Raw genomic sequence first — 23,046 nt, 5'->3', positions numbered from 1 at the left:
GTTCAGGACACCAGGTAGCCTTTGATCCCGGTGAAAATGATCTGCGCCGCCAGGGCGCAGACGAACAGCCCCATCAGCCGGCTGACGATCTGCAAGCCCTGGTCGCCGAGGATCCGCTCGATGCGGTGGGACAGGTAGAGGACCAGGCCGACGGTGAAGCTGGCCAGGGTAATGCTGACGATGGCCAGCAACTTATCGTCCCAGTGCGGCTGGCCGACGCCCATCACCAGCAGCGCGCCGATGGTGCCGGGGCCGACGGTCAGGGGGATGGTCAGCGGTACGATGGTCACATCCTGCTGGACGTTGTCGGCCTGCACTGCCGGCTTGCCTTGAGCCATGCCCAGCGCCGAGATGAACAGCACGCTGCCCGCGCCGATGCGAAAGGCGTCGGCGGTGATGCCGAACACGCCGAAAATCACCCGCCCGAACAGGTACAGCAGGACGCTGGCGATCAGCACGGCAATGGCCACGCGCCAGGCCAGTTGCTTGCGCTCTTTGCTGGAGTGGCCGCGGGTCAGGCTGATGAAGCAGGACAGCACGAAGAACGGGCTGTAGAGCACGAGCATTTTCAGGTAGACGCTGAACAACTCATGGAGCATGGCCGAGGTCCATGGCGGGGGAGGGTGCGAGGAAGTGTATCAGTTGTGCAGGCCGTAGCGCGTTGAGCAGTACAGGCGCTATCGCGGGGCAAGCCCGCTGCCACGAGGATCATGTAATCACCCTGCGACTGCGTGGGAGCGGGCTTGCCCCGCGATAGCGCCCACATTGTCATCATGAGGTATGCAGTGTGTCGGACTTGGCCTCACGCTGCCCCGCCCAATACTGGATCAGCTCGCGCAACTGCGACAATTCCACCGGCTTGGCCATATGCCCATCCATCCCGGCCAGGCGCGCGCGTTCCTTGTGCTCGTTGAGAATGTGCGCGGTCAGGGCCACCACCGGCGTGCGCTGGCGCTGATTCTCGGCCTCCCAGGCACGCAACTGCTGGGTCGCGGAGAAGCCATCGAGTACCGGCATTTCACAGTCCATCAGCACCAGGTCATAGCGCCGCGCCTTCATCGCGCGCAGGGCTTCTTCGCCATTGCTGGCGGTGTCCGGCTCCAGGTTGAGCTTGCCGAGCATGCCGCGGATGACCTTGGTCGAAATGCTGTTGTCCTCGGCCACCAGCACATGGAAATCGACCGGCAGTTCCACCGCTGGCGTCGGTGCGGCGAACGCCGCTGGGATCGCTTGTTCGCGCCCCCGCTGGGCCAACTCTTCGGCCAGGGTGGTTTTCAAGGTATAGCCGGCCACCGGCTTGGCCAGGATGCGTTTGACGCCCGCGTTGCGGGCAATCACTTTGCTCGGTGCATTGCTGATACCAGTGAGCATCACCACCAGGATGTCGTGGTTAAGGCTTGGGTCTTCCTTGATCTTCGCCGCCAACTGCATACCGGTCATGCCGGGCATGTTCTGGTCCAACAGCACCGCATCGAAGTAGTCGCGCAAATGCGCCTTGGTGCGCAGCAGGGCAAGCGCTTCCTTGCCCGAGGGCACGGCACTGACGTTCATGCCCCAAGCGCTGCACTGCTGCACCAGCACCTTGCGGCAGGTGTCGTTGTCGTCCACCACCAACACCCGCGCATCGCGCAGCGGGCCGTCGAGGTCGGCCGGTGGTTGCTCCAGGCGCGAGGGGTCGAGTGGCAGGGTCAGCCACAGGGTGTTGCCCATGTTGCTGCTGCTCTTGATGCCGAACTCGCCCTGCATCAGGCCGATCAGCTGCTTGGCAATCACCAGGCCCAGGTGGCCACCGAGCTTGTTGCTGGAAAGGAACTGGTGGCTGTGCAATTCGGCCTGCAGTAGCGCTTCGCGCTCGGCTTGGGGCATGGCTGTACCGCTATCCTGCACAGCGATGCGCAGGCGTGGCTGGTCGGCGCGTTGGTCGAGCGCCACTACCAGCAGGATCTCGCCTTGCTCGGTGTTTTTCAGGGCGTTTTCCAGCAGGCTCGACAGGGCCTGGCGCAGCCGCGTCGGGTCGCCGCTGATAACCCGGGGGACTTGCGGCTGGGTAAAGCTGATCAACTCGATATTCTGTTGTTCGGCTTTGGCCCGGAAGATGTTCAGGCAATCTTCGATCAGGGCGTTGAGGTCGAACTGCACATCGTCCAGCTCGATCTGCCGCGACTCCAGCTTGGAGATGTCGAGGATCTCGTTGATCAGCGTCAGCAGCTCGTTGCCGGCGCTATGGATGGTCTGCACGTAGTCGCGTTGCTTGACCGACAGCGGCGTGCCGAGCAGCAGTTCGGTCATGCCCAGCACACCGTTCATCGGGGTGCGAATCTCGTGGCTGATCTTGGCCAGGAATTCGGCCTTGGCGTTGATCTCGGCATCGCTGGCGGCCAGTGCGCGGCTGGCACGGAAGCGCTCCTCGCTGATCCTGCGCAGGCGCTCGCTGACCGCCAGGTTGAGCAGCAGGCCACTGGTTACCGTCAAGGCCATGAGGATGCACAGCAACCAGGGCGTCGAGGTCCGCGTGAGGCCCAGCAGGGCCGGCAGCAGCACCAGGCCGCCGAGGTTGAACACCAGCATCGCCAGGGCAAACAGGCGCGCCGGGCCGTAGCCTTTGTACCAGTGATAGCTGCTGACCAGCAGCATGCTCACGCTGCCCACGGCGAGCAGGGCGTAGGTCATCAGGTTCAGCGGCAAGGTGTCGACGAACAGCAGCACCAGGCCGCTGACGGCAGCCACCAGCATCTCGCCTTGCAGTAGCCGGTTAAGCCGCGGCGAGCCACAGGGGCTGAAGAAGTGTTGGGTGAAATACAAGCCGGCCAGGCCCGCCAGCACCAGGGTCAAATAGGCGGCTGGGGTCTGGGCGCTATGCCACAGGTGCCACCAGGGCCCGCTGAGGTTGAGCAGGATCAACCCACTGAGCAGCATCAGGCCGTGATACAGCGCCAGGATCAGGGTGGTACTGGAGCGGCTGTAGAAGAAGCGAATCAGGTTGTGCAGGATCAGCATCACCAGCCCGCCGAACAGCAGGCCGAACAACAAGGGGCGGGTCTGGTCGGTCGCGGCCGAGGCCGCGGTCTCCAGGCTGATCGCGGGACGCAGTTGATGTTCCGAGACCAGGCGCAGGTAGATATCCAGCGGCTGGCTGCTATTGGGTAGCGGTAACACGTGATCACTGCCGCGCAGGGTCGGGCTGGCATCGCCGGCCTGTTGCCCATGGTGCAGTTGGCGCAGCAGCTTTTCGCCGTTCAGTGCGTAGAGATCAAGGCGCGACAGGTCTGGGGCGAATACCCGCAGTAGGCGTTCTTGCTCGCCGGGCTCCAGGCGATAGTGCAGCCAGAGTGCTTGATCGGCGGCGGAGGCTTGTAGCTCGTTGAGCTGCAAGGGACTGAATTGGTTGCGGTAGCGGTCCGAGCGCACATCGCTCAATTGCAGGTTGGCCTGTTCGTCGAGCAGCACCGTCCAACCACCGCCTTGATCGGCCGAAGCCGGGAGCAGGCAGAGCAGGGTCAGCAGGCTGACGATAAGGGCAGTGGCAATCCGAAGCCGACGCACGACGAAATCCCTTCTTAGCTAATGTGCCGGATAACAACTATGCGCGGCGCGCCAAGGCGAAGGCAAGGCCCATCGGGGCCTTGTCGACGAGCCGAAGGCCGCGCGCCAGGGGCTTCACGGCCATTCGGTAATGCAATGTTACTGTTGCTCACCGCGCTCGCGGGCAATGGCCCGGTAGCCGATGTCGCTGCGATGGAAACTACCGTCCCAGCTGACTTCCTTGGTCAGGCGATAGGCTTGCTGTTGCGCTGCCTCGACAGTCTGGCCCAGGGCAGTGGCGCACAGCACGCGGCCGCCGTTGGTCACGACCTGGCCATCCTTCAGGGCGGTACCAGCATGGAACACCTTGCCTTCCAGCTTGGCGGCAGCATCCAGGCCGTTGATCACCGCGCCTTTAGCGTAGTCGCCCGGGTAGCCACCGGCAGCCAGCACCACGCCCAGGCTCGGACGCGGATCCCACTGTGCTTCGACCTTGTCCAGGGCCTTGGCGAAGGCCGCTTCGATCAGCAGCACCAGGCTCGACTCCAGGCGCAGCATGACTGGCTGGGTTTCTGGGTCGCCGAAGCGGCAGTTGAACTCGATGACCTTGGGGTTGCCCGCCTTGTCGATCATCAGGCCGGCGTAGAGGAAGCCGGTGTAGACGTTGCCTTCTTCGGCCATGCCGCGCACGGTCGGCCAGATCACCTGGTCCATGACCCGCTGGTGCACATCGGCAGTGACCACTGGCGCCGGGGAGTAGGCACCCATGCCGCCGGTGTTCGGGCCGCTGTCGGCATCGCCAACGCGCTTGTGGTCCTGGCTGGTGGCCATTGGCAGCACGTTGTGGCCGTCGACCATGACGATGAAGCTGGCTTCTTCGCCATCGAGGAATTCTTCGATGACGACGCGCGAACCGGCTTCACCGAAGGCATTGCCGGCGAGCATGTCGCGTACAGCGTCTTCGGCTTCCTGCAGGGTCATGGCGACGATCACGCCTTTGCCCGCGGCCAGGCCGTCGGCCTTGATCACGATCGGTGCGCCTTTTTCCTTCAGGTAAGCCAGGGCAGGCTCGATCTCGGTGAAGTTCTGGTAGTCGGCGGTAGGGATCTTGTGGCGCGCCAGGAAGTCCTTGGTGAAGGCCTTCGAGCCTTCCAGCTGGGCGGCGCCGGCGGTTGGGCCGAAGCAATCCAGGTTGCGGCTGCGGAACAGGTCGACGACACCGGCGACCAGCGGCGCTTCCGGGCCGACGATGGTCAGTTGGACATTCTTTTCGGCGAAGTCGGCCAGTTGCTCCAGGGCAGTGACCTGGATGTCGACGTTCTCGCACTTGGCTTCGGTGGCGGTGCCAGCGTTGCCGGGAGCGACGAAGACTTTCTCAACGCGTGGGTCCTGGGCGACTTTCCAGGCCAGGGCGTGCTCACGGCCGCCGTTGCCGATGATCAAAACTTTCATGTCAAAACCTCGAATTCTGTAAGCGCTGTGATCTATAGGGGCGGTAACGTGGGAGCGGGCTTGCCCCGCGATCGCTATCGCGGGGCAAGCCCGCTCCCACGTTCTACACACTCACTGGTGATCAGTGGCGGAAGTGGCGCATGCCGGTAAACACCATCGCGATGCCAGCTTCGTCGGCAGCGGCGATGACTTCAGCATCACGCATCGAACCACCTGGCTGGATAACCGCGGTGATACCAACTTTAGCCGCATTGTCGATGCCATCACGGAACGGGAAGAACGCGTCCGAGGCCATGACCGCGCCCTGTACCTGCAGACCCGCATGCTCGGCCTTGATCGCAGCGATACGGGCGGAGTTGACGCGGCTCATCTGGCCGGCGCCGACGCCGATGGTCTGGCGCTGCTTGGCGTAGACGATGGCGTTGGATTTGACGAACTTGGCCACTTTCCAGGCGAAGATCAGGTCGTGGATTTCTTGCTCGCTCGGCGCGCGCTGGGTGACGATCTTCAGGTCGTCAGCGCCAATCATGCCGATATCGCGGCTCTGTACCAGCAGGCCGCCGTTGACGCGCTTGAAGTCCCAACCGGCAGTACGCTCGGCTGGCCATTCGCCGCACTCGAGCAGACGCACGTTCTGCTTGGCCGCGACCACGTCACGGGCAGCTTGGGAGATTTTCGGCGCGATGATCACTTCGACGAACTGGCGCTCGACGATGGCTTTGGCGGTCTCGCCATCCAGCTCGCGGTTGAAGGCGATGATGCCGCCGAAAGCCGACTCGGTGTCGGTGGCGTAGGCCAGCTCGTAGGCCTGGCGGATGCCGCCTTCGTTTTCCGGGACCACGGCAACGCCGCACGGGTTGGCGTGCTTGACGATCACACAGGCCGGCTTGACGAAGCTCTTCACGCATTCCAGCGCGGCATCGGTGTCGGCGACGTTGTTGAACGACAGCTCTTTGCCCTGCAATTGAACGGCAGTCGAGATGCTCGCCTCGCCCTTGTTCGCTTCAACGTAGAACGCCGCGCTCTGGTGCGGGTTCTCGCCGTAGCGCATTTCCTGGGCTTTGACGAACTGGCTGTTGAAGGTGCGCGGGAAGGCGCTGCGCTCTTGCGTCGACAGGGTGTCTTTGGCCTGGTCGATGGTACCCATGTAGTTGGCGATCATGCCGTCGTAGGCGGCAGTGTGCTCGAACGCCTTGAGCATCAGGTCGAAGCGCTGGGCGTAGGTCAGGCCACCGGCCTTGAGGCTTTCGAGTACTTGGCTGTAGTCGCTGGCGTTGACCACGATGGCCACGTCTTTGTGGTTCTTGGCCGCCGAGCGGACCATGGTCGGGCCGCCGATGTCGATGTTCTCGATCGCGGTCGGCAGGTCGCAGCCTGGCTTGGCGATGGTGGCTTCGAACGGGTACAGGTTGACCGCAACCAGGTCGATCGGCTTGATGCCGTGCTCGTTCATGATGGCGTCGTCCGTGCCGCGACGGCCGAGGATGCCGCCGTGGATTTTCGGGTGCAGGGTCTTGACCCGGCCGTCCATCATTTCGGCAAAGCCGGTGTAGTCGGCCACTTCCACCGCGTCGACGCCGTTGTCCTTGAGCAGCTTGTAGGTGCCACCGGTGGACAGGATCTCGACACCGAGCTGTTGCAGCTCACGAGCGAATTCGAGGATACCGGTCTTGTCGGAGACGCTGATCAGGGCGCGGCGGATCGGCAGGCGGGTAGTCTGGTCGGTCATTTCGGATTCCATAACGCGGTGGAGTCAGCAAAAAAGGCGCCTCCTTCGGGAGCCGCCTTTTCTGATTGGGATTCTGGCTTTACAACAAGTCGTACTGCTTGAGCTTCTTGCGCAGGGTGCCTCGGTTGAGTCCGAGCATCTCGCTGGCCTTGGTCTGGTTACCCTTGACGTAGTTCATCACACTTTCGAGCAGCGGCGCCTCGACCTCCGAGAGCACCAGGTTGTACACGTCCGTGACGGAAGCGCCTTCGAGGTGGGCGAAGTAGTTATGCAGCGCCTTCTCGACGCTGTCGCGAAGGGTCTGGCCCTCTTCGCTTGGCGTATTGAGGTGCTGTTTGAGGTTGGCGTTGTCGCTCACGGGCGTTGTTCCACTCACTAAAGTCTCGGTCATCATCGTCATGCGGCCACCCCTTGTTCGTCCTTTGTTTCAAGGCTCTGTCGACATTCACGAAAGAACTCGCGAACGTTGGCGCACTGCGCTTGTGTCTCTTCCAAAGCGTTGAACCGGGAGCGAAACTCCTTGCCGCCGGGTCGTGTTGCCAGGTACCAGCCAACGTGCTTGCGGGCGATACGTACGCCCATCACATCGCCATAGAAGGCATGCAACGCGGCCAGGTGCTCCAGCAGAATGCGTTCCACCTCGTCCAGCTCGGGAGCTGGCAGGTGTTGGCCGGTCCGCAGGTAATGCTCGATCTCGCGGAAGATCCACGGCCGCCCTTGGGCGGCACGGCCGATCAGCAGGCCGTCGGCACCGGTGGCGTCGAGCACCAGTCGGGCCTTTTCTGGCGAGGTTACATCGCCGTTGGCAAACACCGGGATCGACACCGCCTGCTTGATCGCAGCGATGGTGTCGTACTCGGCTTCGCCGGTGTACAGGTCGGCGCGTGTGCGGCCATGCACCGCAAGCGCCTGGATGCCAGCCTGCTCGGCGATCTTCGCCACGTTCAGGCCGTTCTTGTTCGCCCGGTCCCAGCCGGTACGAATCTTCAGCGTCACCGGGACCTCCACTGCGCCGACCACGGCATGGAGGATCTCGCTGACCAAGGCTTCATCTCTCAATAAAGCAGAGCCTGCGGCCTTGTTGCAGACTTTTTTTGCCGGGCAGCCCATGTTGATATCGATGATCTGGGCGCCCGCCTCGACATTGGCCAGGGCCGCCGCTGCCATCATCTGCGCATCACCGCCGGCGATCTGTACCGAGCGTGGCTCGGGATCGCCTTCATGGATGCGGCGCAGACGCGACTTGCGGCTGTCCCACAGGCTCATGTCGCTGCTGACCATTTCCGAGACCACCATGCCTGCGCCGAGGCGTTGGCAAAGCGTGCGGAAAGGTTGGTCCGTAACCCCGGCCATGGGCGCAAGGATCAGGTTGTTTCGCAGTGTATAAGGGCCGATGCGTACCGCCGACATAGGTGTTCCCTGTTGTGGGGCCGAATCATTGGAGTTCGAAAAAGGGTTGGCATAATACCCGCTCTCGATGACCGGATAAAGATGAATCTGGATAAAATCTGAACAGCTGCGGCCTTATGCCCCTGGGTTTGGGACAGCCCTCCGGCGCCGGTAAACCGGCGCCCGGGTGGGGTGGTTATTCCGGAGAGCGGAAGCTGAGGCTGTAGTTCACCGCCTTCGGGCCTGGGTCGAGGATATCCAGGGCGATGTGGATGGGCGTCTGGCTGGGCATTTCGCCGCGACCGGCCAATTCGCCGGAAAGGTATTCGCTGGGTTTGAAGCGACGGCTGGCAATCAATTGACCGTTGAGGTCGGCGAAGCGCAGCTCCAGCAGCGGGAAGGGCTGGGAGAATGGTGCGCGGTTGTAAATGATTGCATCGACGATCAGGGCACCTTTGAAGTCCGGGTGGCTGCGTACTACCAGGTTACTGCTCTTGATCCGGGCGATATCGACCCGGGTGGGTACTTGGCAGCCGACCAGCGGACACAGCTGCTGGAACCACGGGCGGTACTGATCCTGACGGGCCATCTCGTCGAAATGAAACCACACATACTGGAACGCCAGCAGCCCGGCAGCGAGCAAGGTCAAGGTGCCCCACAGCAGGCGCTTGGCCCAATTGGCCTTGGGTTTTTGCCAGTCCAGTTGCAAGGGGTCGTCGACCACATCGATCAATGGCTCTTTGCGCCGCGTGGCGCGGGCGCTGAGGCCGGGTTCGATGCGATCGTTGCGGGCGGGGTCGAGGTCGTCGTCGGCATGGGCCGAGAGGTGCTCGCTGCGCATTTCGTCGTCGAGCGCGGATATGCCTTTTTCCGTCAGCTCGTCGTCATCGCGCGCGGCCAGCCGGTCGTGCTGATGCAGTTCAGGCTCCGGCTGGTCCAGGGCAATGGTCGGTTGCTGGCGAACCGGTTCGTCGTCGGCTTGCAGGTCCAGGCTTAGCGTTGGCTCGGTGCGCTCGCCGGGGGCCGGTTCCAGGTCCAGTGGTTGTGCCTCGATCAACGGCGGCTGTGGCTCGAGCAGCGCCGGGAGCTCTTGCGCGGGCTCGTCGGTGGCATTGCCGAACGGCTGGTCGTGGTGGTCGTCCAGGCTGTGATCGTCACGCCGGGCTTGCAACGCATCGTTGCGGCCTTCGGCCTGGCTTTCTACCGGCTGGTCACGGCGCTCCAGATGAGCCAGCGCCTGGTCCAGGTCGAGATCATCCAGGGCTTGCGAGGTGGCCGCCCAGTTGTCGGGGAGTGGCGCTTGGACCGGCGCTGGTGCTGGCGCTGCGACAGCTTCAGGGATCGGCGCGACGGCCGTCGCCGGAGCGGGCTGGGCAGTGCCGGCGCGGTTCTGCTCAAGCAACTGCTTGGCGGCGTTGAACACCTGTAGGCACTGGCCGCAACGAACCACCCCACGGGCCACGCTCAACTGATGATGAGTGACGCGAAAGCTGGTCTGGCAATGCGGGCACTGGGTGACGAAACTGTCGGTCATGCGGCAATCCGGGGGTTGTGCAAGGAATTATTCTAGGCCGGCCGAACGACGGCGACCACTGATGCGCACCCAACCGTCGCGTTCAGCGATCGGATCCAGGTCGAAGTCCTTGGTGTAGGCTGCGGCGACTTCCTCACCTTGTTCGGCGAGGATCCCCGACAACGCCAGCAGGCCACCGGGGCGAACCAGCCCGGACAATTGCGGGGCCAGCGAAACCAATGGGCCTGCGAGAATATTGGCGACCAGCACGTCGGCCTGCAGGGCCGGCATGTGTTCCGGCAGGTACAGCGGGAAGCGCCCTGCGCCTATGCCATTGCGCCCGGCGTTGTCGCGCGAGGCTTCCAGCGCCTGTACGTCGATGTCGGTGCCGACCGCTTCGCGGGCGCCGAGCAGCAGCGCGGCGATGGCCAGAATGCCCGAACCGCAACCGAAGTCCAGCACTTGGCTGTCCTGGAGCTGTTGGCCATCGAGCCATTCCAGGCACAGCGCGGTGGTCGGGTGGGTGCCGGTACCGAAGGCCAGGCCCGGATCGAGCAGCAGGTTCACCGCATCTTTTTCCGGCGCTTCATGCCAGCTCGGCACGATCCACAGACGACGGCCAAAACGCATCGGCTGGAAATTGTCCATCCAGCTGCGTTCCCAGTCCTGATCCTCGATCACCTCGGCGTGGTGCTCGGGCAGTTCGGCGTTGGTCAGCAGGCGCAGGTGGGCGAATACCTGCTCAGGCTCGGCATCGGCTTCGAACAAGGCCAAAAGGTGGGTGTGCGACCACAGCGGGGTGGTGTTGAGGTCCGGCTCGAAGATCGGCTGGTCCTCGGCGTCCATGAAAGTCACCGAGACAGCACCCACTTCCAGCAGGGCATCTTCGTAGGTTTCGGCTTGTTCTGGGCTGATGGCCAGGCGTACTTGCAGCCAGGGCATGGCGGGTACCTTTGATGAATCGAGTTGGGGGCAGCACTGGGCTGCGCGAAGGGGTGCAGTTTACTTGAGTGCGTGGGGTTTGTGCGATTTGCTGCTAGTGGCAGAGTGGATGATGGCGCACCAGGCAGATGCCGTTTTGGCTCTGGCGCGCCTTGAATCAACAGCACGCGGGCTACAGCGCTGGCCAGGCCTCACACCACTTGCTCAAGCCAATCATTGAGGTTGGAGTAATGACTTACCCGGGCAATCTTGCCGCAGTGAATATAGAAGAACGCCCCAGCCGATAGCACGTACGTCTGCCCTTTGGCTGAGGGCAACCCAGGGGCATCGGCAAAATAGGTCCCATGCACGGTAAATTCGGCCGCTGCGCGAGTGCCCTCGGCATTTTCCATGACCACCAGATCGGCCAAGCGCTCGCTATAGCAGTGGTTGAAGTTGTCCATGAACGCGGCAAACGCTCGCTTGCCCATCTGCCGCTCGCCTTGGTTGATGTCATGGATCACATCTTCGCTGAGCAGGGCGAGCAAGGCTGGCAGGTCCTTGGCGTTGAGGGCGCGGTAGTAGGCGTTGACCAGTTCAGTAGCGGTCATGGCAATGTTCCTGTCGTGTTCGGGAAAGGAGGGGGCATGCAAGCGATGATAGGGTCTTGACTCAGGCCCGGCTTAGCCGAGTACGTCATCCACATCGACAAAACGACCGCCCCGCATGGAAATCCGCCTGCTGCACGGCGCCGCGATTGCGCCTTACATCGATGACCTCGCTCGCCTGCGCCTGACGGTGTTTCGCGAATTTCCCTACCTCTATGATGGCACCCTGGAGTCTGAGGCCGACTACCTGGCCAGTTACGCGCGCTCTGGGCGTAGTCTGGTGGTCCTGGCACTGGACGATGGCAAGCTGGTTGGTGCCTCGCTTGGCCTGCCGCTGGTCGATGGATCGAGCCAGTTGCAGCAGCCGTTCCTGGCGCAGGGGCGGGATCCGGCAAGCGTTTATTACTTTGCTGAGTCGGTGTTGCTGCCCGCCTATCGAGGCAGGGGCCTGGGGGTGCGCTTTTTCATCGAACGCGAGTCTTATGCGCACAAGCTGGCTGAATTCGACTATTGCACGTTCTGCACGGTGGAGCGCCCGAATGGTCATCCACTAAGGCCGACGGACTACAAGCCACTGCACGGGTTCTGGCGCAACCGGGGGTTTCTCCACGAGCCATCCTTGCGCAGCTCACACGCCTGGCGCGATCTGGATGAGCAGGAGGAATCGGCCAAGATCATGTCGTTCTGGCTCAAGCCGCTGCCGCTATGAGCGTCAGGCGTCCTGAAGGCTGTGTAGAGAGGCTACTAATTCGAGGAGATGCGCCGTGCAACCACGGCGAATAATGCTGTTCACTTAAGATTTTGGGGCCGCTTTGCAGCCCTTCGCGGGCAAGCCCGCTCCCACAGGTACGGCGCCGACCGTCAGAGCGGCGCCGTACCTGTGGGAGCGGGCTTGCCCGCGAAGGGCTGCAAAGCGGCCCCAAAGCAGGCGACAAGAGCCTTAAGTGGACAGCATTAGCTCAAGATCAATCCTGGTTAGCCAGTTTGTGCTCGAGGTAATGGATGTTGACGCCACCTTTGCAGAAACCTTCATCACGCACCAGGTCGCGGTGCAGTGGGATGTTGGTCTTGATGCCGTCGACGACGATCTCGTCCAGGGCATTGCGCATGCGCGCCATGGCCTCGTCGCGATCCTTGCCGTAGGTGATCAGCTTGCCGATCAGCGAGTCATAGTTCGGCGGAACCGAATAGCCGCTGTACAGGTGCGAATCGACCCGCACGCCATTGCCACCTGGGGCATGGAAGTGCTTGACGGTACCTGGGCTTGGGATGAACTTCTTCGGGTCTTCGGCGTTGATCCGGCACTCCAGCGAGTGACCGCGGATCACCACGTCTTCCTGGGTGAACGACAGCTTGTTGCCAGCGGCGATGCTGAGCATCTCCTTGACGATGTCGATACCAGTGACCATCTCCGAAACCGGGTGCTCCACCTGAACACGGGTGTTCATCTCGATGAAGTAGAAACGACCGTTCTCGTAGAGGAACTCGAAGGTGCCAGCGCCACGGTAGCCGATCTCGATGCAGGCATCGACGCAACGCTTGAAGACTTCCTGGCGGGCCTGTTCATCGATGCCTGGGGCCGGAGCCTCTTCCAGCACCTTCTGGTGACGGCGCTGCAGGGAGCAGTCGCGATCGCCCAGGTGGATGGCATTGCCTTGGCCGTCGGACAGCACCTGAACTTCCACGTGACGTGGGTTGGTCAGGAACTTCTCCAGGTAGACCATCGGGTTGCCGAAGGCTGCACCGGCTTCGGTACGGGTCAGTTTGGCCGAGGAGATCAGATCCTCTTCCTTGTGCACCACGCGCATACCGCGACCACCACCGCCGCCGGCGGCCTTGATGATCACCGGATAACCGACTTCGCGAGCGATCGCCAGGGCGGTTTCTTCGTCTTCCGGCAGTGGGCCGTCAGAACCCGGTACGGTTGGCACGCCGGTCTTGATCATCGCGTCCTTGGCCGAAACCTTGTCGCCCATCAGGCGAATGGTGTCGGCTTTCGGGCCAATGAAGGCGAAACCGGATTTCTCCACTTGCTCGGCGAAGTCGGCGTTTTCCGCGAGGAAGCCATAGCCAGGGTGGATTGCGGTAGCGCCTGTCACTTCGGCAGCGGCGATGATCGCCGGGATGTGCAGGTAGGAATCTTTGGACGAAGCAGGACCAATGCAGACCGACTCGTCTGCCAGGCCCAGGTGCATCAGTTCGCGGTCAGCCGTGGAGTGCACGGCGACGGTCTTGATGCCCAGCTCTTTGCAGGCACGCAGGATCCGCAGGGCAATTTCCCCACGGTTGGCGATCAGGACTTTTTCCAGCTTCCCAGACATCGTTGGCTCTCCGCGAATCAAACGATGGTGAACAGCGGCTGGTCGAACTCAACCGGCTGACCGTCTTCTACCAGGATGGCGTCGATGACACCGCCGATTTCGGCTTCGATGTGGTTCATCATCTTCATCGCTTCGACGATGCACAGGGTGTCGCCCTTCTTGATGCTCTGACCGACTTCAGCGAAGTTCGGCGAGGTCGGCGAAGGCTTGCGGTAGAAGGTACCTACCATCGGCGAACGGACCACGGTGCCTTTCAGTGCAGGTGCGGCTGCAGCGGCTTCAGCCACTGGTGCGGCTGCAACTGGAGCGGCGGCGACGGGCGCTGCGTGCATCGGTTGTGGAGCGAAGTACTGCTGGGCAGCTGGGGTCTTGCTGTGACGGCTGATGCGAACGGACTCTTCGCCTTCCTTGATCTCCAGTTCGTCGATGCCGGACTCTTCCAGCAGTTCGATCAGTTTTTTGACTTTACGGATATCCATTAATCAGCAACTCCCAAGGTTCGGTCGGGGACGTAATTTGAAAACGTGTCGAAAACGTTTCTCTATGACCTCGGCCCAAAAGGGCCAAGGCCTTGTGTCATCAGGGCTGTGCGTTGGCAGCCAAGTGTTCCAGCGCAGACTCCAGGGCCAACCGGTAACCGGTGGCGCCCAAGCCGCAGATCACCCCTACAGCAACATCGGAAAAGTAGGAGTGATGACGGAACGGTTCACGCTTGTGCACGTTGGACAGGTGCACTTCGATGAATGGGATGCTCACTGCCAGCAATGCGTCACGTAATGCGACGCTGGTGTGGGTGAAAGCAGCCGGATTGATCAGGATGAAGTCGACGCCTTCGTTACGCGCGGCGTGGATACGGTCGATCAGTTCGTATTCGGCATTGCTCTGCAGGTACTGCAGATGGTGGCCTGCGGCGCGGGCACGCTGCTCCAGGTCCTGGTTGATCTGGGCGAGGGTGGCGGCACCATAGTGACCTGGCTCGCGGGTACCGAGCAGGTTGAGGTTGGGGCCATGCAGCACCAGTAGGGTTGCCATCTGCGGGTTCCTTGGTCTTGTAGGGCAATTCGACATGCGCGGCGACTATGCCGCAAAGCGACCACGAGTGTCCAGTTCCCTGCAATAGCCAGCACGATGTCCGAGATTCGCGCAAAGTATGTGACCAAATGATTAATTTTGGTCACCTATGCAGAGAAAAGTCCCAGTCAGCGGGAAGTTATAGACCGAGTTTGCCGCGCACGCGCGTGAGAACGTCTGCAAATTCGCCGGCGTTTATTTCGCCAATGACCCGATCACTGGTCATTTCGCTGCCGTTCGCGGCAAAGAACAGCAGTGCTGGCGGGCCGAACAGCTGGTAACGGTCGAGCAGACTGCGCTGCTCGGCGTTGCTTTCGGTGATATCGAAACGCAGCAATTTGAAGGTGCCCAGCTGAGCTTGCACCTGGGGTGCGCTGAGCACTTCGTGCTCGATCACCTTGCAGCTGATGCACCAGTCGGCGTACCAGTCGAGCAGCACCGGCTGGCCTGCGGCCTTGGCCTGAGCCAAGGCCGCATCCAGCGCTGCGGGGGTGGTAATGGTCTGCCAGGCATCGGTCTTGCTCACCGATGTGCCTGCGCTTGTCGCCACCGCGCCTTGCGGCAGTGGCCGCAGCGGATCGCCCTGGCCGCTCATGGCGCCGTACCAGCAGGCCAGCGCATACACCAGCAGGGCCAGGCCCAGCAGTTGCGCCAGACGCTCCCGGGGCGTTTTGATGACAAACTCCAATGCGCCAAGGAACAGCGCCACGCCTGCCGCCAGCAGACCAATCAGCAGCAGTGTCACAGGGCCTGGCAAGACTCGGCTGAGCAGACCGATCGCCAGGCCCAGCAGCAGTACGCCAATCGCGTTCTTGACGGTATTGAGCCAAGCACCGCTCTTGGGCAGCCAGGCTGCACCGCCGGTCGCCACCAGCAACAGTGGCGCACCCATGCCCAGGCCCAGGGCGAACAGCTTCAAGGCACCGCCCAGCGCATCGCCACTGGCGCTGATATACAGCAGGGCGCCGGCCAGCGGCGCCGAGACGCAAGGCGAAACCAGCAGGCTGGAGAGTATGCCGAGCACCGCCGCGCCCAGCAGCGAGCCACCTTTGGTGCGGTTGGCGACGCTGTCCAGGCGATTGCTCAAGGCTTGCGGCAGCTTCAGCTCGAATAAGCCGAACATGGCCAGGGCGAAGATCACGAAGAACAGCGCAAACGGCACCAGTACCCAGGCCGATTGCAGGCGCGCCTGCAGGTTCAGGCTGGCACCGAAGACGCCCATCAGCGCACCGAGCACGGCGAAGCAGGCGGCCATCGGCAGCACATAGGCCAGCGACAGGCTCAGGCCACGCCATCCGCCCACCTGACCGCGCAGGACCACCCCAGAGAGGATTGGCAGCATCGGCAATACGCAGGGGGTGAAGGTCAGGCCGACCCCGGCGAGGAAGAACAGCAACAGCGATTTCCAATTCCAGCCTGCTTCAGCTGAGTCAGGTGCTACGCCACCTTCGCCAGTGATTGGCAGTCGCGCGGTTTCCGGCGGATAGCACAAACCCTTGTCGGCGCAGCCCTGGTAGCCCACCAGCAGGGTGAAGGCACGTTGATCGGCGGCTGGGCGTGGGAGGGTGATGTCGAGGACACCGTGATACACCTCGACATCGCCGAAGAACTCGTCGTGCTTGGCCTCGCCAGGCGGGATCTGCGCTGCGCCCAGGGCGATGTCGGCCGGCTCGCTGCGGAACTGGAAGCGGTGGCGATAGAGGTAGTAGCCGTCGCTGGCAACGAAACGCAGCTTGATGGTGTGCGCGTCGCTACTGACCAGGCTGAGCTTGAAGGCCTCGTGCACCGGCAGGAAGTCGGCGCTGTTGCTCAGCGAAGACGCGCCGAGGGTGGCGCTGGGGCGGTTATCGAGCAGGCCGCTGGCGAAGGCGGGGCTGGCCAGCAGCAGGAACAGCAGGAAAAACAGGCGGCGCATGGCGGACTCGCGAGGTGGAACGTGGGGGCATGATAGCGGAGTTGCTCTTGATTGGGGCTGTGCCGGGCTGTGGCGCGACACATGGCCGCTGGGGTTGTGCTGCCTGGACCATCGCTATCGCGGGGCAAGCCCGCTCCCACGCGTGACCCCTCAAGGCGCTCGGCGCTATCGCGGGGCAAGCCCGCTCCCACGTATAACCCCTTGCAAGGCGCTCGGCGTTATCGCAGGGCAAGCCCACGTGTAACTCCTGGCAAGGCGCTCGGCGTGGGAGCGGGCTTGCCCCGCGATAGCGTCGGTACGGGCGAGGCCCCCTCAGAGCCTGAACGCTCGCACCGCGCTATTGAGCTGCCCACCCAGCTTGAGCAGTTGTTCGCCCTGCTCGCGGCCTTCGCCAATGCGCTGCAGATTGTCTTCGCCCAGCTCATGGATTCGCTCACTGTGATCCCGGATTTCGCTCACCGCCCCTGTCTGCTGGGCGGTGACATCGGCAATTCGCACGGCGGTATCGGAGATGGTTCGAATCGCACTGACAATCTCATCCAAGGCGCCGTCGGCGGCCTGCGCCTGGCTGGCGGTCGCCTCGGCATGCTCAAGCTGGATGCGCATGCCATTGACCGATTCGCGCGCAGCCTGTTGCAGCCGGTCGATCAGCGCCTGGATCTCACCGGTAGCGCCGGTGGTGCGCTGGGCCAGTGAGCGTACCTCGTCGGCCACCACGGCAAAGCCGCGGCCCATCTCACCCGCACGAGCGGCTTCGATGGCGGCGTTGAGGGCCAGCAGATTGGTTTGTTCGGCAATCGAGCGAATCACTGTCAGGACGCCGCCGATGGTCGCCGACTCTTCGGCCAGTTGCTCGATCATCTGCGCATTGCCCTGCACTTCATCGACCAAGGCACGTAACCCGGAAAGGCTTTGGCCAATCACCGCCTGGCCATGCTCGACGGCGCGCCCGGCATCGTGGCTGGCATCGGCGGCGGAGCTGGCGTCCCCCGCCACCTGTTGAATGGTCGCTTCCAGCTCGCCCAGGGCATCGCGGATCTGCGCAGTGTCGCCGGCCTGGCGCTCGGCGCCATCGTGCAGGGCACTGCTCATGCTGGCCAGGGCATGGCTGCTGCCGGCCACTTGTTCGGCGTTGGCGCGCAGGGTGCCGACCAGTTCGACCAGGTACAGGCGCAGGCGGTTGAGCGACTCCTGGATATCGTGCAGTTCACGGTTGGTCTTACCCAACGCAATGGCTTGGCCGAAGTCGCCCTCGGCCCAGCGTGACAGCGCTGGGGCCAGGTGGGTCAGGGTGCGGGTGAGGCGGCGCTGGAGGGTGTCGATGAGCAGCGCGATCAGCAGGATCAGGCCGATCATCAAGCCTTGGATGATGCGCACCTCGCTGGCGATCTGGCCATGTTGCGCACGTACCTGAGGCTCTAGGGCCGCGATGGCCTGTTGCACCTCATCCAGGCGTTCGCCGGTGCTGGTGGCCAGGGCTGCGCGGCGCTGGATCTGTTCGCGGGTGCGTTGCAGTTCAGCAGGATAACGACTGAGCAGGCTCTGTAGCTCGCGCTTGAGGCCTACGGCAACGTCTTCCTGTTGCTCGCTGGCCTGGGTTTGCAGGCCCATCAGCGCGGCGAAGTCGTCGGCGTTGGACTCGGCAGCGCGGGTCACGCCGAGCAGCGGTAGGGCGTCGATCGCCTCGGCCTGGGTGCGGATCAGCTGCAGTTCACGCTCGACTTCGTCGGCCAGCTCTGCTCGGCCGCTGCTGACCAGTTTGTCGCGTGCCAGTGACAAGCGCCCCAGGTGCACGGCGGCGTCCAGCACGGGAGCAAGATAGCGGGGAGCATCGCTGCTGCCGCTGTCACGGGCGTAGCTCGCCAATTGTTCGAGGTTGGCCCCCAGCTCACGTTCGGCTTGCAGCAGCAGGGCTTGCGGATCGCCTGCAAGCTTGCCGGCGGCAAGCAGCTCGTTAGTGGTGAAGGCCTGCAAGTTATCCAGGCTCGGCCGCAGTTGTTCTGCCAGTGGTTGCGGCCATTGAGCTAGCGCCTGGTGTAATTGTTGGTTGGCTTCGGTGGCGGCTGCGTGGCGCAGGGCGTCGCCACTGGCCAGATACGCCTGGATGTTGCGTGCGGCTTGGTTCTGGAACTGCTGCGACAGGCCCAGGTAGCGCTCCATCAATTGATAGGGACGCTCGAGAGCGCGTTGCGACCACCACAAGGTTGCGCCCAGGGCAATGCACACGGTTACCAGCAAGAGGGTATTGAAATTGGTCAGCCACTTCAGGCGCATGGCGCGAACTTCCGGCGGGAGTGGAGAGGTAGGTGCCTGAACTTATTGCGATTTTGTGACGCGGTGATGACGGCGGAGGGGTGGCGCCATAAAAAAGTGGCTATGTGCCTTTATCTGGGCGCTGAACGGTTTGTTGGGGCGCCGGGGCGCTAAGGCGAAGGCGCTACGGCTCCACTCGCACCACACAGTTACGGCCCGCATGTTTGGCTCGGTACAGCGCCTCGTCTGCGGCACTGGCCATGGTCAGCGCATCATGCTGTTCATCCAGTTGCACCACCCCAGCGCTGAATGTGCAATGCAGGTCCTGCGGCTGGGCTGGATAGAGAATCTCGGAGAACCGCCGACGAATTTCGTCGAGCACCTTATGCGCTGCCGCCAGGTGGGTATTGGGCATGACAATGGCGAACTCTTCACCGCCATAGCGGCCGATATAGTCGGTCTTGCGCAACCGTTGCTTGAGAAACAACGCCAGGCTCTTGATCACCCGATCGCCCATGGGATGGCCGTGGCGGTCGTTGATCTTCTTGAAGTGGTCGATATCGAGCATGGCAAAGCTCAGCGGTAGTTCTTCGCGGCGGGCGCGAAAACTGCAGTCCTCCAGCAGTTGGAGAATATGGGTGTGGTTGTACAACCCAGTCAGGCTGTCACGAACCATCCGCGCCTTGAGATGGCGCGCACGGGCGGCGCGGTTGCGCACGGTGGTGATCAGGTGGCGCGAGCGGATCGGCTTGGTCAGGAAGTCATCGCCGCCTTCGCTCATGGCATCGAGCTGCTTGTCCAGGTCATCCTCGGCCGACAGGTAGATGATCGGCACACTGACATAGCGGTCGTTGTGGCGTATCACTTTAGCCAGCTCAGTGCCGGTGCAATCGGGCATGTACATATCGAGGATGATCAGGTCGGGCTGAAAATCGGCAAGCTCGGCCATGGTGCGGATCGGTTCGGTGAGCGTACGGGTGATCATTCCGGCGCCGTTGAGCAGGCGTTCGGTGTGCATGGCTTGGGCGCGCGAATCGTCGATGATCAGCACCCGAAACGGGTCGTACTGGGCGGCGCTGGTCAGCAGTTCGACTTTCTCCAGCAGGCTGGAGGCTTCCAGGGTACCGGTGAGAAACTCCTGGCCGCCGGCGCGCACCGCGGCCAGGCGGGTAGGGGTGTCGGTTTCGTGCAGGCTGAAGAACAGCAGCGGGATGTGCTGCTCCAGGCCCTGCTGGGCCTTGGCCGCTAGCTGCAAGCCGCAACCTGGGCCGCTGAAGTCGACGTCCATCACGATCGCCGCAGGCAGCCGTTCATTCATCGACGAGCAGAACGCCTCGGCGCTGAACAAGGCCTGCACGCCCAGGCCAAAGAATTCCAGCTGCTGGGCCAGGCGTTCGGCGCGATCGTGATCTTGCAGCAGGATATATACCGGCTTGCGCAGGGGTGGCAGCGGCACGTTATCGAGCTGATCACCTTTGCGCAGGCCGGTGCGCGACAGGCGCTGCATCAAGCGGTTGAGCTCAGCGATCGACTCGGAGTTGAGTCGCGCACTGTTGGCTTCGATGGCGCGCAAGGTTTGCCCGATCGCCACCGACAGGCTGCCATGCTCGGGCTGTTCGAAGCGCTCGGCGTACCGTTGCAGGCGCAGGTTGGCCTCACTCAGCTCGCCCAGGTCGCTCGCTGACCACTCGCCACGTTGCAGGCGCTGCCAGATCTCGAGGATCTGTCGGGCCTGGTGGATGACCCGCTGGGCGAAGTGCTGCTTGAGGCGCTCGTGGCTGGGCTCTGCTGGCTGGGTCATGTCCTGACTACTTATAGATTGGGAATATGCAGGTGCGATGATGGCTCTATGCTAGCACCGCTTTTCCGACAAGCGAGTGCTTCGTGTCAACAAAGCGTTCAAGTCTGCTTATTCAGTTGCTGACCGATTGGTCGCTTATGCGTAAGGCGGTGTCTGCTTTATAGTGCTGCGACGCGGGCTTGCCGTGGCACCCTGGGGCAGACCTGAGGTCCAAGCCCTCAACCGTCGTGACAAATTAAGGACAAAGCCATGCTGGACTGGAAAAACCGCGAGGCCAAAGCTGAGCCCCGCGAGCGGGCCGACACCCGTGGCGCCGCTACTCGTAGCTACCTTGGTGGCCTTTGGAGCCGTGCCCTGGGCACCCTGATCGGGCTGTACCTGCTGGTATGCATCGGCCTGGGTTGGTACTGGAGCCAGGAGCCGGAGTTGTTCCCGGTGCAGCAAAATGCCCAGGCTGCCTCCGAGCGCACTGGCCACAAGATGGTCGTCGGCTACACCACCATCGAAACCCTCAAGACTGTCGCCGGCACGCTGCTCGACAAGCCCGGTGGCTACATTTCCAACGACCGCTTCCCACCAGGCTTGTGGATGGACAACATGCCGAGCTGGGAATATGGCGTGCTGGTCCAGGTGCGTGACCTGTCGCGTGCGCTGCGCAAGGACTTCGCCCGTTCGCAGTCGCAGTCCACCGAGGATGCTGACCTGGCCAAGGCCGAGCCGCGCTTCAACTTCGACAACAAGAGCTGGATCCTGCCGTCGAGCGAATCGGAGTTCGAAGAAGGCATCAAGTCGCTGAACCGCTATCAGGCGCGCCTGGCCGCTGGTGACCAGGGCGCGATCTTCTACACCCGTGCCGACAACCTGAACAACTGGCTGGGCGACGTCGCCACGCGTCTGGGCTCGCTGTCCCAGCGCCTGTCGGCCAGTGTTGGCCGGGTCAAGCTCAACAGCACCCTGAAGACCGAAACGGTGGTTGCCGGCCAAGCGCCGCAGCTCGATGAGGAGCTGGTCGAGACGCCGTGGCTGCAAATCGACAACGTGTTCTACGAAGCCCGTGGCCAGGCCTGGGCGCTGTCGCACCTGCTGCGTGCGATCGAGGTCGACTTTGCCGACGTGCTGGCGAAGAAGAACGCCACGGTCAGCGTGCGCCAGATCATTCGTGAGCTGGAAGCCTCGCAGGAAGCGCTGTGGAGCCCGATGGTGCTCAATGGCAGTGGCTTTGGCATGTGGGCCAACCACTCGTTGGTGATGGCCAACTATATTTCCCGCGCCAACGCCGCTGTGATCGACCTGCGCCAGCTGCTGTCGCAAGGCTGAGTATGCCCATCACCCCAGCCGAGGCCGCCCACCGCGCGGCCTCCGACCTTGAGCAGATTGCCTGGGTCGATGCCGCCGACCAACTGCTCGGGGCACTGCCCCGGGCCGAGTTGCGCGAGCGTGGCTTGATCGGTCGTGGCACCTTCATTCTGCTGTTCAACAGTGCCGGCGAGCTGTGCATCAACCGCCGTTCGTTGAGTAAAGCCGTGTACCCGGGGTATTGGGACGTGGCGGCGGGTGGCATGGTCGCGGCCGATGAGAGCTATGCCGAGTCGGCGGCCAGGGAGCTTGAAGAAGAGCTTGGCGTTTGCGGCGTCGAGTTGCAGTTTCACGAGAAGTTCTTCTTTGACCAGCCGGGCAATCGGCTCTGGTGCGCGGTGTTCTCGGCGGTCTGGGATGGCCCGCTGCGGCTGCAACCGGAAGAAGTCATCGAGGCCCGCTTTGCCAGCCTCGAACAGGTCGAGATCGATCAGCAGCAGCTGGCGTATTGCCCGGATTCTCTGGCCGCGTTGCAGCGCTACCGGCAGCGCTTGGCCTGACGTCGCGAATGCTTCGTAAAATGGCGCATTCCAGTACTTAGCAACCGGCGCATTTATCGTTACACTGCGCGCCCTTTTCGGGCTGTCGCAAGATCTGCGTCAGTAGCGCCGCCCCTGCCAGAGTGGGGCTTCGCGGTCGGTTCCAGGCAATGGCGTCGACCAGTTTTTGTCCTCAGCAAGAGGAACAAAAGTGGCCAAGAAAGCTTCTTCCTTCTCCGCCCTTGGCGGTCTCGTGTATTCCACCGATGCCGGTCGGCATTGCCCAGCGTGCGGCAAGCCGGCGGATGCCTGCATCTGCAAGCAGCACGTCATCCCCGAAGGTGACGGAATCGCCCGCGTGCGCCGCGAAAGCAAAGGCCGCGGCGGCAAGACCGTGACTACGGTCAGCGGCGTACCGCTGGCCCTCGAACAGCTCAAGGAGCTGGCCACCAACCTCAAGCGTCGCTGTGGCACGGGCGGAGCGCTGAAGGATGGGGTCATCGAGATTCAGGGCGACCACGTCGAGCTGCTGCTCGGCGAGCTGACCAAGCTGGGCTTCAAGGCGAAAAAATCCGGCGGTTGATCCGCCTGGACGCATTTTCCCCAGGGCTTTCTAAACTCGTTTCCGTAGTCAGGGTCTATCCCTGGACATGGACGAACCGTCATTTTCAGTTTCTACACTGCCAGCGCCCTTTCGGTAGGGCAGTGTCTTCGAC

General features: G+C 62.7%; 19 protein-coding genes. 4 read left to right on the top strand and 15 right to left on the bottom strand.

Annotated features, from left to right (window positions below):
- Window positions 1-2 precede the first annotated feature (2 nt).
- The 9 genes from ACI2JX_RS22045 to ACI2JX_RS22005 form a co-directional block, all read right to left on the bottom strand.
- Window positions 3-599: a MarC family protein gene (locus tag ACI2JX_RS22045; protein WP_264235552.1), complete on the bottom strand. Its 597-nt coding sequence runs from the start codon at window positions 597-599 to the stop codon at window positions 3-5.
- A 172-nt stretch (window positions 600-771) separates the two neighbouring features.
- A complete protein-coding gene (locus ACI2JX_RS22040) occupies window positions 772-3,543 on the bottom strand; it encodes a hybrid sensor histidine kinase/response regulator (RefSeq protein ID WP_264235553.1) in 2,772 nt (923 codons plus the stop codon).
- Between the two features lie 138 nt (window positions 3,544-3,681).
- Entirely contained in the window at window positions 3,682-4,974 is a 1,293-nt protein-coding gene (gene purD, locus ACI2JX_RS22035) for a phosphoribosylamine--glycine ligase (RefSeq protein WP_264235554.1), read from the bottom strand.
- Window positions 4,975-5,095: 121 nt separating this feature from the next.
- Window positions 5,096-6,703: a bifunctional phosphoribosylaminoimidazolecarboxamide formyltransferase/IMP cyclohydrolase gene (gene purH, locus ACI2JX_RS22030; RefSeq protein WP_404690981.1), complete on the bottom strand. Its 1,608-nt coding sequence runs from the start codon at window positions 6,701-6,703 to the stop codon at window positions 5,096-5,098.
- 79 nt (window positions 6,704-6,782) lie between these two features.
- A complete protein-coding gene (gene fis, locus ACI2JX_RS22025; protein WP_101316071.1) occupies window positions 6,783-7,103 on the bottom strand; it encodes a DNA-binding transcriptional regulator Fis in 321 nt (106 codons plus the stop codon).
- On the bottom strand, window positions 7,100-8,113 hold the full coding sequence (gene dusB / locus ACI2JX_RS22020) for a tRNA dihydrouridine synthase DusB (RefSeq protein ID WP_404690980.1): 1,014 nt from the start codon (window positions 8,111-8,113) through the stop codon (window positions 7,100-7,102). The genes fis and dusB overlap by 4 nt, the downstream gene beginning before the upstream one ends.
- Window positions 8,114-8,288: 175 nt before the next feature.
- A complete protein-coding gene (locus tag ACI2JX_RS22015) occupies window positions 8,289-9,626 on the bottom strand; it encodes a DUF3426 domain-containing protein (protein ID WP_404690979.1) in 1,338 nt (445 codons plus the stop codon).
- 27 nt (window positions 9,627-9,653) lie between these two features.
- Complete coding sequence (gene prmA / locus ACI2JX_RS22010; protein ID WP_404690978.1) at window positions 9,654-10,547, bottom strand: 50S ribosomal protein L11 methyltransferase; 894 nt, start codon at window positions 10,545-10,547, stop codon at window positions 9,654-9,656.
- 191 nt (window positions 10,548-10,738) lie between these two features.
- On the bottom strand, window positions 10,739-11,137 hold the full coding sequence (locus ACI2JX_RS22005) for a ketosteroid isomerase-related protein (protein WP_404690977.1): 399 nt from the start codon (window positions 11,135-11,137) through the stop codon (window positions 10,739-10,741).
- Between the two features lie 115 nt (window positions 11,138-11,252).
- Here ACI2JX_RS22005 and ACI2JX_RS22000 point away from each other — a divergent pair, with 115 nt between their 5' ends.
- Window positions 11,253-11,843: a GNAT family acetyltransferase gene (locus ACI2JX_RS22000; protein WP_404690976.1), complete on the top strand. Its 591-nt coding sequence runs from the start codon at window positions 11,253-11,255 to the stop codon at window positions 11,841-11,843.
- A 256-nt stretch (window positions 11,844-12,099) separates the two neighbouring features.
- On the opposite strand, the gene accC is transcribed toward ACI2JX_RS22000, so the two are convergent.
- From accC to ACI2JX_RS21970, 6 genes are all read right to left on the bottom strand, one after another.
- Entirely contained in the window at window positions 12,100-13,455 is a 1,356-nt protein-coding gene (gene accC, locus ACI2JX_RS21995; RefSeq protein WP_186555534.1) for an acetyl-CoA carboxylase biotin carboxylase subunit, read from the bottom strand.
- Between the two features lie 17 nt (window positions 13,456-13,472).
- Window positions 13,473-13,934 carry an acetyl-CoA carboxylase biotin carboxyl carrier protein gene (gene accB, locus ACI2JX_RS21990; RefSeq protein WP_186555533.1) on the bottom strand — a complete coding sequence of 154 codons (462 nt, stop codon included), beginning with the start codon at window positions 13,932-13,934 and terminating at the stop codon, window positions 13,473-13,475.
- Between the two features lie 100 nt (window positions 13,935-14,034).
- Entirely contained in the window at window positions 14,035-14,487 is a 453-nt protein-coding gene (gene aroQ / locus ACI2JX_RS21985; RefSeq protein WP_011535870.1) for a type II 3-dehydroquinate dehydratase, read from the bottom strand.
- A gap of 178 nt (window positions 14,488-14,665) precedes the next feature.
- On the bottom strand, window positions 14,666-16,441 hold the full coding sequence (locus tag ACI2JX_RS21980; protein ID WP_404690975.1) for a protein-disulfide reductase DsbD: 1,776 nt from the start codon (window positions 16,439-16,441) through the stop codon (window positions 14,666-14,668).
- A gap of 312 nt (window positions 16,442-16,753) precedes the next feature.
- Window positions 16,754-18,601 carry a methyl-accepting chemotaxis protein gene (locus ACI2JX_RS21975; RefSeq protein ID WP_404691000.1) on the bottom strand — a complete coding sequence of 616 codons (1,848 nt, stop codon included), beginning with the start codon at window positions 18,599-18,601 and terminating at the stop codon, window positions 16,754-16,756.
- Between the two features lie 277 nt (window positions 18,602-18,878).
- Entirely contained in the window at window positions 18,879-20,495 is a 1,617-nt protein-coding gene (locus tag ACI2JX_RS21970; RefSeq protein ID WP_264235564.1) for a PleD family two-component system response regulator, read from the bottom strand.
- A gap of 249 nt (window positions 20,496-20,744) precedes the next feature.
- Between ACI2JX_RS21970 and ACI2JX_RS21965 the strand changes: the two genes are divergently transcribed.
- From ACI2JX_RS21965 to ACI2JX_RS21955, 3 genes are all read left to right on the top strand, one after another.
- Entirely contained in the window at window positions 20,745-21,812 is a 1,068-nt protein-coding gene (locus ACI2JX_RS21965) for a DUF2333 family protein (protein ID WP_186555529.1), read from the top strand.
- Between the two features lie 2 nt (window positions 21,813-21,814).
- Window positions 21,815-22,351 (top strand): NUDIX hydrolase, encoded by a 537-nt coding sequence (locus ACI2JX_RS21960; protein ID WP_404690974.1) that lies wholly within the window; start codon window positions 21,815-21,817, stop codon window positions 22,349-22,351.
- Window positions 22,352-22,541: 190 nt separating this feature from the next.
- Complete coding sequence (locus ACI2JX_RS21955) at window positions 22,542-22,913, top strand: translation initiation factor Sui1 (protein ID WP_186555527.1); 372 nt, start codon at window positions 22,542-22,544, stop codon at window positions 22,911-22,913.
- Window positions 22,914-23,046: the final 133 nt, after the last annotated feature.

Origin of the sequence: Pseudomonas sp. NPDC088890, assembly GCF_044900155.1 — a bacterium.
GTDB classification, from domain to species: domain Bacteria; phylum Pseudomonadota; class Gammaproteobacteria; order Pseudomonadales; family Pseudomonadaceae; genus Aquipseudomonas; species Aquipseudomonas urmiensis.
Note: the sequence above shows the minus strand (reverse complement) of the source record. Positions and strands in the feature narration are given on the sequence as shown.